16 protein-coding genes and 1 pseudogene are annotated in these 12,438 nt (G+C 42.6%); 5 read left to right on the plus strand and 12 right to left on the minus strand.

Annotated features, from left to right (window positions below):
- Positions 1 to 599 (minus strand): hypothetical protein (locus tag IBX40_06450; protein MBE0523954.1); only part of this gene is annotated, 599 nt, incomplete at its 3' end.
- A 38-nt stretch (positions 600 to 637) separates the two neighbouring features.
- Between IBX40_06450 and IBX40_06455 the strand changes: the two are divergent.
- Positions 638 to 1,165, plus strand: a pseudogene (locus IBX40_06455) (transposase).
- Positions 1,166 to 1,311: 146 nt separating this feature from the next.
- Complete coding sequence (locus IBX40_06460) at positions 1,312 to 1,719, plus strand: DUF2111 domain-containing protein (GenBank protein MBE0523955.1); 408 nt, start codon at positions 1,312 to 1,314, stop codon at positions 1,717 to 1,719.
- On the opposite strand, the gene IBX40_06465 is transcribed toward IBX40_06460, so the two are convergent.
- The 7 genes from IBX40_06465 to IBX40_06495 all read right to left on the minus strand — a co-directional run bounded on the left by IBX40_06465 (position 1,720) and on the right by IBX40_06495 (position 6,680).
- Positions 1,720 to 2,232, minus strand: a complete 513-nt coding sequence (locus IBX40_06465; protein MBE0523956.1) for a DUF98 domain-containing protein — start codon at positions 2,230 to 2,232, stop codon at positions 1,720 to 1,722.
- Positions 2,233 to 2,257: 25 nt separating this feature from the next.
- Positions 2,258 to 2,566 (minus strand): DUF5611 family protein, encoded by a 309-nt coding sequence (locus IBX40_06470; protein ID MBE0523957.1) that lies wholly within the window; start codon positions 2,564 to 2,566, stop codon positions 2,258 to 2,260.
- Positions 2,567 to 2,626: 60 nt separating this feature from the next.
- Positions 2,627 to 4,021 (minus strand): aspartate kinase, encoded by a 1,395-nt coding sequence (locus IBX40_06475; GenBank protein MBE0523958.1) that lies wholly within the window; start codon positions 4,019 to 4,021, stop codon positions 2,627 to 2,629.
- 126 nt (positions 4,022 to 4,147) lie between these two features.
- Positions 4,148 to 4,765, minus strand: a complete 618-nt coding sequence (locus IBX40_06480; protein ID MBE0523959.1) for a 30S ribosomal protein S3ae — start codon at positions 4,763 to 4,765, stop codon at positions 4,148 to 4,150.
- A gap of 195 nt (positions 4,766 to 4,960) precedes the next feature.
- The gene (locus IBX40_06485) at positions 4,961 to 5,383 is read right to left on the minus strand and encodes a hypothetical protein (protein ID MBE0523960.1); all 423 of its coding nucleotides are present in this window, start codon (positions 5,381 to 5,383) and stop codon (positions 4,961 to 4,963) included.
- Positions 5,380 to 5,925 carry a flagellar hook-basal body complex protein FliE gene (gene fliE / locus IBX40_06490; protein ID MBE0523961.1) on the minus strand — a complete coding sequence of 182 codons (546 nt, stop codon included), beginning with the start codon at positions 5,923 to 5,925 and terminating at the stop codon, positions 5,380 to 5,382. The genes IBX40_06485 and fliE overlap by 4 nt, the downstream gene beginning before the upstream one ends.
- Positions 5,922 to 6,680, minus strand: coding sequence for an anaerobic ribonucleoside-triphosphate reductase activating protein (locus IBX40_06495; protein MBE0523962.1), 759 nt, complete (start codon positions 6,678 to 6,680; stop codon positions 5,922 to 5,924). The genes fliE and IBX40_06495 overlap by 4 nt, the downstream gene beginning before the upstream one ends.
- Before the next feature lie 103 nt (positions 6,681 to 6,783).
- Between IBX40_06495 and IBX40_06500 the strand changes: the two genes are divergently transcribed.
- On the plus strand, positions 6,784 to 8,049 hold the full coding sequence (locus tag IBX40_06500) for a YcaO-related McrA-glycine thioamidation protein (GenBank protein MBE0523963.1): 1,266 nt from the start codon (positions 6,784 to 6,786) through the stop codon (positions 8,047 to 8,049).
- Positions 8,046 to 8,708 carry a TfuA-related McrA-glycine thioamidation protein gene (locus tag IBX40_06505; protein ID MBE0523964.1) on the plus strand — a complete coding sequence of 221 codons (663 nt, stop codon included), beginning with the start codon at positions 8,046 to 8,048 and terminating at the stop codon, positions 8,706 to 8,708. Before IBX40_06500 ends, IBX40_06505 begins: the two co-directional genes overlap by 4 nt.
- On the opposite strand, the gene IBX40_06510 is transcribed toward IBX40_06505, so the two are convergent.
- The 4 genes from IBX40_06510 to IBX40_06525 form a co-directional block, all read right to left on the minus strand.
- Positions 8,698 to 9,312 carry an ABC transporter permease gene (locus IBX40_06510; GenBank protein ID MBE0523965.1) on the minus strand — a complete coding sequence of 205 codons (615 nt, stop codon included), beginning with the start codon at positions 9,310 to 9,312 and terminating at the stop codon, positions 8,698 to 8,700. The two genes, IBX40_06505 and IBX40_06510, sit on opposite strands and share 11 nt — an antisense overlap.
- Positions 9,306 to 9,872, minus strand: coding sequence for an ABC transporter permease (locus IBX40_06515; GenBank protein MBE0523966.1), 567 nt, complete (start codon positions 9,870 to 9,872; stop codon positions 9,306 to 9,308). The genes IBX40_06510 and IBX40_06515 overlap by 7 nt, the downstream gene beginning before the upstream one ends.
- Positions 9,873 to 9,966: 94 nt before the next feature.
- Positions 9,967 to 11,091 (minus strand): betaine/proline/choline family ABC transporter ATP-binding protein, encoded by a 1,125-nt coding sequence (locus IBX40_06520; GenBank protein MBE0523967.1) that lies wholly within the window; start codon positions 11,089 to 11,091, stop codon positions 9,967 to 9,969.
- Positions 11,092 to 11,116: 25 nt separating this feature from the next.
- Entirely contained in the window at positions 11,117 to 12,058 is a 942-nt protein-coding gene (locus IBX40_06525; protein MBE0523968.1) for a glycine/betaine ABC transporter substrate-binding protein, read from the minus strand.
- A gap of 165 nt (positions 12,059 to 12,223) precedes the next feature.
- Here IBX40_06525 and IBX40_06530 point away from each other — a divergent pair, with 165 nt between their 5' ends.
- Positions 12,224 to 12,385 carry a DUF427 domain-containing protein gene (locus IBX40_06530; protein ID MBE0523969.1) on the plus strand — a complete coding sequence of 54 codons (162 nt, stop codon included), beginning with the start codon at positions 12,224 to 12,226 and terminating at the stop codon, positions 12,383 to 12,385.
- The last annotated feature ends 53 nt before the right edge of the window (positions 12,386 to 12,438 follow it).

Below are 12,438 nucleotides of genomic sequence, written 5' to 3' on the forward strand. Positions count from 1 at the left end.
GCCCCGTCCTTATTGGCCTGCCGCACATCATCAGCCGATTCATTGAATTCCTTATTGATCTGGGTATTGATCATATCTGCCGCCCCGCCGTACTGCTCATTGATTTGGAACAGCACCTGGTCCACGTACCACTCCCTCACCTGGCTGATGGTCTTGGCGCTGGCACTTGTGTATTTACCGCCGCTCATGTACCTGTCCCTGTCCACATAGTCCTGCTGCCTCGCCTCAATCTTCTGGGTCAAGTCAGCCGCCGCCGCCAGCATGGCATCGGCAGGGTTGGGGTAGGTCCTGTAATTGATATTGGGGTCCAGGTGGATCTCCTCCCTGATCTGCTGCGTGATCTCATCCACTGCCCATTGCGCCTCATCGTCCAGCCAGGCCGGAGCCGTTACCGGGTAGGTCTTCACTTCCTGGTCGCCGCTGAGATCTTTGTTCTCAACAAATGATTTCACGTTGGGATCGAACACTTTTTCTTTATACGCTTGATAAGCCTCTTCCAGATTAGGGTCCATCCCGTATTCCACATCTCTACCAGAAAACGCGTCCAAAACATCATTATTAGTAGACAGCATATCTCCCTCATAGTCCATGGAAATCATAGTCCCGGAATTCTCCTTCGCATCAAGAAAGAAAGCATAGCATGTCGGCTGGGCACATAGATTGGCATGAGGATACAGAGGATAGTATCAAAGTATGTGCCATTCTTGATGATGCTTCCAGGAAGATCTTAGCAGGTGGAGAATTTGCAAATATAAACACTGAGAACAGCAAGGAAATTATTGATCAAATGGTTAAAAGTTATTGGCCAATATGTCCTATATGGGAACTTATCATGGATCATGGTAGTGAATTCGGTGCGCATAGAATCAATGAAAAAGGTGAATGGGATGGTGAATTTAAACAGCATTTACTGAAATATGAAATCAAACCTATCCTGGCAAGAGTTAAGCACCCGCAAACGAATGGAAAAATTGAGAAATGGTTTGATGCTTATCAAAGATTCAGGAAACAATTCTCTTCTTTTGAAGAGTTTGTAGATTGGTATAATAATAGACCTCATGGGAGTTTGAATTTTGAGAAACTTGAAACTCCAGAACAAGCATTCTGGAGAAAAATGCGACCAGAAGCCATTTTTGGCATAGGTCATAGGTTGTTTGGGTTGTGATATATATGGTTGAAAAAATTAAAAAGAGTTCAATGCGAAATAATTATGGGACTATACAAATAGTAATCTTATTGGGAAAACTACTTTAAACAGAGATTCATTATACTATATTATAACAATTAGTCTATATCAAGGAGAGGATTTTAATGAAATATCTGGGAATTACTCTTACAGCTGATTCTACCAGTAAGGAGATAGCACCAATCGCAAAAGCAGTCCATGAATTAGTAGGACTTCCTGTTACCATGAAAACTTTGAATAATCTTGGTGTTAGGGTCGAGAAAGGAAAAGTACTTGATTATAATTATACCGGACCTCTTCTTGAAAAAGCGCTTGAGACAAATAAAACACTTAAATCCATTCCAAAAACAGGATCCTATACAGGCATACCTGTTGTAGTCACCACAATTAAGAACAACGAGGGATATGGTATCGCTGCTATTGGAATCGTTGATGTTGTGGGCACAATCGATCTGGGCACAGCATTTGGCGACTATCCTGATATTGTAAGCCAGGTAAATGAGTGCCTGAGAGCCAGGGTTACACCACCATGATTACAATTTCCATCTATTGTCAATTGGAAACTGTTCATTGATCCACATCAGTATCTTCCCACTGTGAATGATTACATATTCCCTTGAGATAACATTAATACCATTAAATAGACCTGAACCTTTCTTTGTCTCAATTTTTAAAATGTCCCTTCTGGTCTCTAATTTGTATTTTCTCAATATCCCTCCTATAGGGATATCGGCCTGCATCAGATCGCCTTTTACTTTTAAAGGCAAAGGATCTATAGGTGTTAAGGATCTGGCATACACATAAGATATATTATTGGCTATAAGCAGGACCTCCCTGTGATTAACCGGGCTTCCGGGCTCGATCATAAGAGTTTCAGCTTCTTTATGAGTTGCTTCTTTTACTACCTGACTCTGTGTCACTACCTCAACTTGCGCTTTGGTTAAAAGTTCTAATAGATATGTTACAGATCCATCAGTCCCGGCGCATATCCTCAAAGGTGTTGGGATATCCATTCCCTTTAATATATCAAAAATATCTTTTGGCATTAGTACTCCGATTGAAAATACTCAATCACTGTACATCTTTTTTTGCCGTCTTGACCCGTTGTTTTGAAGTATAACCTGTAGCTTCATCAAGGAATTTCCTGAACCTTTTATTAGTGTCCAGTACTTCTTCATCAGAAATAACCTCCTTGTTTGGTACGGTTTCTAAAAAAAGTCTCTTATCAGCTATCCAGGCTTCAAAATGTTTTATTGCACCATAACTAAATACAAGCTTCCCATCTTTTTCAGTGGGCTGAACTGGAAAATTCGCTTCTATGATTTCCTTTATGCGTTCAATTTCAGGTTTGTATCCTCTTTTTAATTTATATTGCTGAATAATATCACCCTGCACTCTCAATTAAATTGAGAACGATAAATTACTTTGCACTTATTCTTATTAAAGCTTCTCAAGTGAGAATTCTTTATGAAGCACCTGGACAGCTTTCGAGGCATCGTTCTTCCCGACAGCAAATGAGATATTATGCTGGGATGAGCCCTGGCTGATCATGATAACATTGACACTATGCTTGCCTAATGCTCCGAATACCTTGCCTGCAACCCCTGGTGTTCCTGCCATCCCCACACCTACTACAGCTACCACTGAGACGTCAACATCATATTCGATTGCACCTACAACTCCATTATTGAATTCATGCTTCAATGCTTTTACAGCTTTTTTAAGGTGCGGTTCATCAACCACTATGGACAGATTTGCTTCTGACGAACCCTGGCTGATCATTATAATATTTACTCCTGCTGCTGCCAAAGCAGCAAATGCCCTGGCTGCCACTCCTATGGTACCAACCATGCCGGCACCACTGATATTTACCAATGCTACCTTATCGATAACAGTTACTGCCTTCACTACATCCTGTGTTGGATTCTGATCCTTAACTATAAGAGTGCCCGGGTATTCCGGTTCAAAGGTATTCTTGACCCTGACAGGGATTCCATGCTTTATGGCAGGCTCTATTGCCTTGGGATGTAGTACTTTGGCCCCAAAGAAAGACATCTCCATGGCCTCTATATAGGAAATCACAGTCAACGGCCTTGCTTCTGGTACTATTTTCGGGTCCGTGGTCATGATACCGTGAACCTCTTTCCATAGCCAGATCTCGTCGGCATTGATGGATGCTCCTATGATGGACGCTGTAAAATCTGACCCTCCACGACCTAATGTGGTGATTATTCCCATCTCATTCTGTGCAATAAACCCTGCAACTACGGGAATTGTACCTGCCAGCAAAGGTAAAAGATGCTTTTTTACATTTTCATATGACGAATCAAGTGGATGCGCACCGCCAAAATTGTAATCAGTTACAATCCCGATCGCACCGCCGATAAAGTACTCTGATTCCACACCCAACGACCGGATCGAACCTGATAAAATAGGAGCTGCCAGCCTTTCTCCATAAGAGGATAAATAATCAAGAGACCTGGGAGTAAGTTCACCAAGATAACAGATACCCGTAAGTGCTTTTTCCACATCTTCGATCCTGGCATCCAATTCAGCTATGGTTTCTTCCACATTTTTATCTGCAAGAGCATCATGGGCTGCAGCATGGTGCTTTTTTGTAAGATCTGCTATAAATTCTTTGACACGGGAAACCTTACCTTTACTGGAGGCCTCATGGGCCGCTTCAAGTAAAGCGTCAGTAACTCCTCCAAGGGCTGAAGTAACCACTACAACCTGGTTATTACTGTCTTTATAGCTCTTGGCCAATTCTGCAACATGTCGTAACTTCTTGCCGTCTCCGACCGACGTTCCGCCAAATTTCATTACAAGTCTCATAGGAAATCCACTGGTGATTAGATAAAGTACCTAACAGGTTAACCAGTTACATAAGGATTTTGATTAAAACCAGAACAGATCTGGAATATTAACCTGACCTGGTATGAATTAAAAAAAAAGTTTTGTTTAAGCTGCTGCTGGTACTGCTGCTTTAACTTCAGGTTCAATGAGCACATGTGTTTTTAGTATCTCAACGCGCCTTAACGGATAGATGTTTTTTACATCCCTGTATATCTGCGCAGAGAGTTTACCCAACACTGCATCCTGCATAAAAGTTTCAAATTCTAATTCACGTGCTTTGTGCTGTATTATTGAAGTCATTAATTGCCTGATATCTTTGATCTGGCTGCTTTTAGCACGCTTAACGGTATAACAGGTAGGTTTCACACGAATTTTATATCCATCCCGAGTCCTGATATCAATATTGGCATCGATCATTGATGTCTGCCTTTTGATCAATGACCTGAGGTAATCCCTGGTAAGCTCGTGACCGATGAATTTAGTATAAGCTGAATCTCCGCCCACCTGATCTATTTTAAGTTCCAATTTTATGTTCTGTTTTGAATAATCATTTGTCAGATCCCCTAATGTGACCTCAATAACACGTCCCAAAAGGAGTTGTGGATCACTTGCCGGGGTCTCGCCTACTTCTTGCTGTCCCATCATTTCAGGTGCAATCACATTGTACCATTTTTTTGCTTTCCAGCCTTCTACTTTTCTGGGACCTTTCTTTCCTTTTGCCAAACTCGTTCCTCCGAATCTAATATCAATTTGATGTTTATATAAATGTTAAATTAACAAATTCGATCTATAAAAGCCAAGACTTTATAAACTTATAAATATAGATGAAAGTAAGTTTTATATTGCCAACTTTTCATATAAACCTTTCTGTCATTGATTTTTTAACCAGGCATAATCCGGTTAATCTCGTTTTTGAGGTCATAATTCTATCTCAAATTTGGGAGTACCCTCTTCAGTGGGAGGCGCCAGCCAATCCACTACTTTCATGGCTTCATCAGGACTTTGCGCAACAATTTCCACCCAGATACTCCCCAGCGGCTCATCACCAGGTGGGAAACTTACTTTTCCTACAATTGCGGCTTGTTTATTCAAAAGAAATGTCACAATATTTTCTTCAAGCCTGATGTTGGTTCGGGCAGTATCCAGTATCTTTCTGTTTCTAATCAGCTCATGCAGTTTAATTAAAGATTCATGATTACCAGACCCGACCAGCCTGGTTTTCATACCTTCCCTCTCCTGGAATTGGAATTCCAACCCAATGAAAATATTTTCGATGGCTGCCTGTACCTTACTAAGGTCTTCAGTAGGATTGACAGGGGCCGAAACTTCAATAGTGATCATCTGTATTTCTCTAATACTTTTTTGACCTTTTCCCTGAACTCTTCCACAGTGCCGTTGTTCTCAATAGTCAGATCAGCCCATTTAATAGACTCCCCCATTCCCCATCCCAATTCCCTTTCATCACGGATGCGCAGTGCGTCCTTATCCATGAGTTTGTCATCGACTCTGCCTCGTTTTCTAATCCTTTCAAGCCGATCATTATCATTCGCTTCGATATTGATCAAGAGAAAATCATCGCCGAATTCACCTTTGAACAAGTCCGCTTCCTCAATGCTGCGTACCCCGTCCACGATAGCAGTATCAACATCAAGAGAAGCCAGTTTCGGAATGCACCTCCTGGCAACCGCTGCCAATCCATCTTCCCTCCTTATTTTGGTTCCTGTCCCGCCCAGATTTTCATCAGTAGGTCCAAGTCCCAGAAGGCTGACTTCCTCTCTGATCACATCTCCCATATTCACTACCGTATAACCCATCTCTCTGACTAAAATGGCGGCTTCACCCTTACCTGATGCCGGCATTCCCACAAAAGCAATTATCTTCATAATATCATTTCATCTCCGTTTTCCTTTGTCCGTAACCATATTTTTTTGAGAGATTTACCCTGAATGGATCTGGCCATATCCAGCAGTTCCTCTCTATTAAATATCGATATGTCCTTCATATTCAAGGTATTCTCAGGTATCCCTTGCTGTATAACATATGTCAGGTTCCTGGTAGCAAGTCCATCTAAATAAGAACCAATATCATGAACCTCTTCCATGCCTGCTAATCTTCTGAACACCGTAGTCCTGACCTCCACTTCAATTCCTGAAGCCAGACCTGTATTGAGGGATCTGATTATATTATCAACAGCCTTTATACCGTACTGAATGTCCGATCCTATAACTTTGCTGTACCTGACAGGGTCATCAAGAGGCGCTTTAATATCCATGAACAATTTATCGAGGATATTTTCCTCAAGCATGTCCTTTATCACATTATACCCAAAACCGTTTGTTTGAAGACCTACTAAAAGCGATTTAGATTTCACGAACCTTGCTATGATTTTTAATGCATCAGGCTGCTGGGTCGGTTCACCACCACTAAATACTACAGCACTGATGTAGAGGGCTGCTTTTTCTATCTGCGATTCTATCTCCATAATCTTCATTTCATTCCCTGGGTACAGGTAAGCATGATTCTGGCAGTAAGGACATCTGAATTGACATCCACTGAAAAATAGGACAGATGCACTACGGCCGTGCCAGTCTACTGTAGATATCGGGATGAAATAACCGAAATTGAAAGTCTCTTGCATTGGATACTACTCTTTAATTCATAGTAAGATATATAACTATTACAAACGAAAACCCTACATTCCAGATTATACCAATATTACCAGATCAAAATAGGATTATAACATGAACATTGAGATCGATTCCACAATAAAATATGCAGAAGGCTCCCAGAGGGTCTTAAGTGCTGAAGACACGTTAAAAAACATCGATGGAGTACTGGATAAGATAGGAGTCACCCGTATTGCCGATATTACTGACCTGGACCGTGTCGGGATACCGGTATTATCAGCCATCAGACCAAGTGCAGCTACTGGAGCTATCTCAATCTACAGTGGAAAAGGTTTCGATGAGAGACAGGCCAGGATATCTGCCATAATGGAAAGCATTGAGCGCTGCTGTGCTGAGCAACCGGAAATCAGTTCAGACATTGAAGATGATACAACATTTCCAATAATCACTGACTCATATGAGAAACTGTCCCGAAAATCAAATACCCTCCCTCCTATTGATCTTTTACTGGCCGGGCCCATAATGCAGAATACCAGAGTTGAATGGATGATAGGATATGACCTGATGACAAAAGAGAATATCCTGGTACCGTCCAATGCAGTGTTCCATCCCTATAATCCTACAAACGGGGGCGCAAAGCTCTTCAGAAGCAACACCAACGGACTGGCGGCAGGCAATACCATTGAAGAGGCCATCCTGCACGGTCTATTAGAAGTAATTGAACGGGATGCCCTCAGTATAGCCGAGTATAATAAGAATCCGGGACGTGAGATAATACTTGCTCCTGGAGATGGCTTAGTCTACGAATTTAAAAAGAAGTTCGAAGCTGCCGGGATTATTACAAAGGTATGGTTATTGAAACATGATATTGATCTTTATACTGTAGTATGTGCACTGGATGACCCGGTCCTGAAAGACCCTGCAATGCTGGTAATGGGCGCAGGCTCACATCTCAGACCTGAGATCGCAGTCTCAAGAGCCCTTACTGAAGCAGCTCAGAGCAGGGTGGTCCAGATACATGGAGCCCGTGAGGATACGGACAGGGAATCAGTGGTCAGAACGTTCGGATACGATGCAATGAGGCGGCTGAATCGTTACTGGTATTCGGAGTCTGAAGAGAAAGTCGCCCTAACAGATCTGGAAGACAGATCCGCTGATACCCCTGCCAGGAATATCGAGACCACAGTGGCGGCACTGAAAGGTATTGCTCCCAATGCCATAATTGTGAACATTTCACGAAATTCCATCAATGCCCCCGTGATCAGGGCCGTACTTCCCACATTCGAGCAGTATACCCTGGATAGGGACCGCAAAGGCAAACGAATGAAGATAGGACGCAAACCCAGGGAAAAACGCTTATTCAGGCGGCCCGGTGCATGACCAAGATCGTGGTTTATACAGGCACAAGCCTTTCATGGGAAGATGCAAGGGGACTATTAGATGCAGATTACCGCTCGCCTGTAAAAAGAAATGATATTAACATCCTGCTGGATAAGGAACAACCTGATATTATCGGGATCATTGACGGGATATTTTTTGACAGGGCCGCCGTGGCACACAGGGAGATCATACGTGCCGTAAAAGCCGGAGTGAAAGTTGTGGGGGGCTCAAGTATGGGCGCGCTTCGATCCTCTGAACTCCATTCACACGGAATGATAGGGGTGGGCCAGATCTTTGAATGGTACCGTGATGGGTTTATTAATTCTGATGATGAAGTAGCTGTTACCTTCCATCCCGATACGCTGGAACCGCTTTCAACTCCTTTGGTCAATATAAGAACGACGTTGGAAGGAGCCGTAAAAGCCGGTATCATTGATACAAAACAGGCGGATGGGCTATTACAGGCTGTCAGGTCAATGTATTACCCTGACAGAACATATCATTCAATGGTCAAAAAGGGCGTGGAATTGGGAATTGTCCCTGCTGATAAGAAGGGGTCCCTTATAGATTATTTTGTTAATAACGAAGTTGATGTTAAGCGGGATGATGCGCTGCTGGTCATTAGAAAAATTCGTGAACTGGCTTTGACTAATCCCTGAGATGAAATGGTGTCAATCTCTTTTCCATGACCGTAAAAGATAGGTCAATAAACAAAGCCAAGACTACTGCAGGCAGGGCCCCGGCAAGAAGCAGATCGGTACGAAAGCCGATAAGTCCCTCAAAAACCAGTTCACCCAATCCTCCACTTCCGATAATAGCAGTAAGAATTGCAATGCTATTGGCCAGTATGCCGGCAAATTTTATCCCGGCGAACATTGCAGGGTAGGCATTTGGGAACCTGATATGTCTGTCTATCTCCCAATTGGTCAATCCTATTCCCTTTGCATATTCGATCAGTGACGTATCAATAGTTGACAGTCCTATATAGGTATTCTTAATAATAGGCAATAGACCCCTGAGCATGATAGCTATTACAGCTGGCCAGAACCCTATGCCAATGAGAGGGACAACGATTGCAACAACAGCGAAACTGGGAACTGCCTGGGCCATATTGGCTAATTTCATAACAACAGAAGCCAGTTTTTCGCTATAGAGGGAAATAAACGCCAGTGGCACCCCCAAAACGATACTCACAAAAAGGGCCGTATATGCCAGTATAATGTGTTCAAACGTAGCGTCAGAAATGGTGGAAAACATTACCATGCACCATACCTCCCTTTTAGCCAGCCTTCAATCATACCGGCAAATCCATCAAGGATCACTGCCAGTATTCCTGTCCATAACCCTGCCACCAGAATAGTATTCACATCAAAAAGCTGGATACCGTTCTGCAGCACAGCACCCAGGCCCCCTGCTGCGATCAGACCGCCCAATGTTACCACACCCATGGTGAACACAAGAGCGATCCTGAAACCCCCGGCGATAAGTGGGAGGGCCATTGGCAACCGTACTCTATATAAGATCTCAGCTTTTGAAAGTCCTATGGCACGGGCGATATCAATATACTCTCTGCTTACGCCTTTCAGACCGGTATAGGTATTTCTGGCAATGGGAAGAATCGAATACAGGACTGAAGCTACAATGGTAGGTTCAGGTCCTATTCCCACAAGAGGTATGAGAAAAACAAGCAGAGCAATATCTGGAATCGTTTCAACAATATTCAGCACATTAAGGAAAGGACCGGCAATTTTCGGATGAAAAAAAATGAATATTCCAATACTTATCCCTATGACCGTTGCTGCAAAAAGTGCAATGCTGAACATAGAAAGATGCTCTACAGTACGGACCGTCAGCAACTGGCTTTTCCATATATCCGAAAATATAAGTATGATGTTCTCCACAATCCCTCTCCAGTAGTCAAACCAACCTCAAAAGCACTTCATTCGAAAGGAAAAGCCCGGATGGATTGTTCCCGTCAGATACAATTGCCATTGATTCTCCCCTGCTTTTTAATTCTTTCAACGCTGAGACAGCAGGGTCGTTTGGAGCGAAGACAACAGAAGGTTTTGCAATATCGCGAAGGGGTCTTTCATCATTAGACTGGTACAGATCGGCCATGTGCAGCATACCCAGAAGTTCTGATCCGTCGCAAATAACAGCCAGTTCTACATTGTTTTCTGTCATTCTTACACCCGCCTGCTTTGCGGTCAGTGCTGCATCAAAAAGGTATGTATTATCAATGGGGGACATCAGGTTTTTCACTTTAAGGGCATCTAAATGTTTGAATTTTCTTTTAGAATCGACAATATCAGCTACCAGATCGTTCTCAGGGTTAAGTATAAGCTCCTCGGGGGTACCCACCTGAACGAGCCCGGCATCGGCCATTATGGCAATTCGATCTCCGAGAATAAATGCCTCGTCAATATCATGGGTCACAAATACAATGGTCCTTCCAATTTCCTGCTTGATCCTGTAGAACTCGTCCTGCAGCTGCCTCCTTAAAATGGGATCAAGTGCCCCGAATGGCTCGTCCATTAAGAGGAGCGGCGGGTCCATTGCAAGAGCCCGGGCCAGTCCCACCCGCTGCTGTTGGCCGCCGCTCAACTGTTTCGGGTACCTTTCCATGAATGTCTCAGGGGGCATTGAAACAAAGTCAAGAAGATATCTGACTCTTTCCCATATTCTCTTATCAGGCCACCCCTCCAGTTTCGGAACGAGCCCTATGTTGTTCTTTATTGTCAAGTGAGGGAAAAGGCCTATATTCTGGATCACATATCCGATGTTTCTGCGCAAACTCACGGGATCGAATTCTGTAATATCATTACCGTTTATGTAAATACTGCCTTCATCCGGTTCTATGAGCCTGTTTATCAGTCTCAACGCGGTGGTTTTTCCAGAACCACTGGGACCTATCAATATCAGCAATTCCCCGCCTTTTATCTCAAGGTTCAATTGCTCGACTGCGAACTGGCTGTCATATGTCTTTGTAATATTCTGCAGCTGAATTGAATCGATCCGGTCAAAGAGTTTTCTGGATGCCATGGGAAAAAATAAAAGGAGGAAAGGATCAGGCTTCTGAAATCAATCCTTTCTCAATAAGGAAGGACCTGGCAATGTCCCTTGCATCTTTTTTATCCACATCATATTGGTAGTTGAGCTGCCGCATAGAATCTGTATCGATCGTGTCCTCTAATTCTCTGATTATTTCAATGACATCCGGATTTTCAGCAGCAAACTCCTCTGTGACAATGATTATAGCATCATAGGGCGGCAGTGCGTTCTTATCGTCTTCAAGGATTCTCAGATCAAATAGTTCATTCTTGGTATCTGTGGTATACGCAGATATGGCTTCTACTTCATCGTTCTTTATTGCCTTGTACATGATGGTTGCCAGACCCTGTTGATAATTCTTAAAATTGAATCCATATATTGCCTGTATGCTTGGAAGACCGTCTTCCCTGGTGGCAAATTCAGGATCGGTACCTATTTTCATTTCTGAGGCATAAGGTTCAAGGTCGCTGATCCTGGTAATATTATTCGCCTTGGCCCAATCTTCTTTTACTGCAATGGCATATGCATCTTCAAATCCCAGCTTCCCTACTATAATTACTCCATCCTGCTCAAGTAAACCTTTTTCAGCTTCTTCATAGATAACCTGAGGGTCCCATATGTCTAACGGCGGTTTCTTCAGGATCTGACTGTATGCAGTACCTGTATACTCCACATATGTCTGGATCTGACCTTTCTTCAAGGCTTCGTAATTTATTAACGTACCTCCCAGACCTACTTTTACTTCTGTCTTATACCCATTGTCTTCCAGCATGAGGGATATCAAATGTCCCAGAATAAAAGATTCCTGGAACAATTTGGATCCTATGACTATAGTCTTATCATTCGTAGGACCTGAGGTAGCATCTTCTGAAGGTTGAGCATCTTCAGTTGATCTTGTGCATCCACTTATCAATACAGTAATAATAACCAATAAAACGAAGAGAGCTTTTAATTTCATAAAATATAACACCCAAAACAAATTATTTTAATGAATACTTATAGTTTCCTTTGTGAAGTTATTTACCAAAAAATTGAATATTAGTTGTAAAAAAGACTTAATATGATCTTGAGGGATATTTTTTCATAATATCCGGTATTTTATGTTTATAAGGAGGAGTTAAGTGTGGTAATTGCAAAGTGGAACGGAGTAATACTTGCTGAGAGTGATACAACAATAATAATTGAGGAAAATCATTATTTTCCCCCGGATTCTGTCAATATAGAATACTTAAAAGAAAGCACCACACATACCACATCCCCCTGGAAAGGGGTTGAATTCCAATAATCATCAAAAAGCTTAATAAGTTATATCCCTTAATTTAATTGGGAGAGAAAATG

The organism is Methanosarcinales archaeon (assembly GCA_014859725.1).
Classification (GTDB): Archaea; Halobacteriota; Methanosarcinia; order Methanosarcinales; family Methanocomedenaceae; genus Kmv04.

Excerpts from the sequence above, each read along its gene's own strand:
- IBX40_06460 (MBE0523955.1), top strand. The coding sequence starts at position 1,312 with ATGAAATATCTGGGAATTACTCTTACAGCTGATTCTACCAGTAAGGAG.
- IBX40_06465 (MBE0523956.1), bottom strand. The coding sequence starts at position 2,232 with ATGCCAAAAGATATTTTTGATATATTAAAGGGAATGGATATCCCAACA.
- IBX40_06475 (MBE0523958.1), bottom strand. The coding sequence starts at position 4,021 with ATGAGACTTGTAATGAAATTTGGCGGAACGTCGGTCGGAGACGGCAAG.
- IBX40_06485 (MBE0523960.1), bottom strand. The coding sequence starts at position 5,383 with ATGATCACTATTGAAGTTTCGGCCCCTGTCAATCCTACTGAAGACCTT.
- fliE (MBE0523961.1), bottom strand. The coding sequence starts at position 5,925 with ATGAAGATAATTGCTTTTGTGGGAATGCCGGCATCAGGTAAGGGTGAA.
- IBX40_06495 (MBE0523962.1), bottom strand. The coding sequence starts at position 6,680 with ATGCAAGAGACTTTCAATTTCGGTTATTTCATCCCGATATCTACAGTA.
- IBX40_06500 (MBE0523963.1), top strand. The coding sequence starts at position 6,784 with ATGAACATTGAGATCGATTCCACAATAAAATATGCAGAAGGCTCCCAG.
- IBX40_06505 (MBE0523964.1), top strand. The coding sequence starts at position 8,046 with ATGACCAAGATCGTGGTTTATACAGGCACAAGCCTTTCATGGGAAGAT.
- IBX40_06510 (MBE0523965.1), bottom strand. The coding sequence starts at position 9,312 with ATGGTAATGTTTTCCACCATTTCTGACGCTACGTTTGAACACATTATA.
- IBX40_06515 (MBE0523966.1), bottom strand. The coding sequence starts at position 9,872 with ATGTTCAGCATTGCACTTTTTGCAGCAACGGTCATAGGGATAAGTATT.
- IBX40_06520 (MBE0523967.1), bottom strand. The coding sequence starts at position 11,091 with ATGGCATCCAGAAAACTCTTTGACCGGATCGATTCAATTCAGCTGCAG.
- IBX40_06525 (MBE0523968.1), bottom strand. The coding sequence starts at position 12,058 with ATGAAATTAAAAGCTCTCTTCGTTTTATTGGTTATTATTACTGTATTG.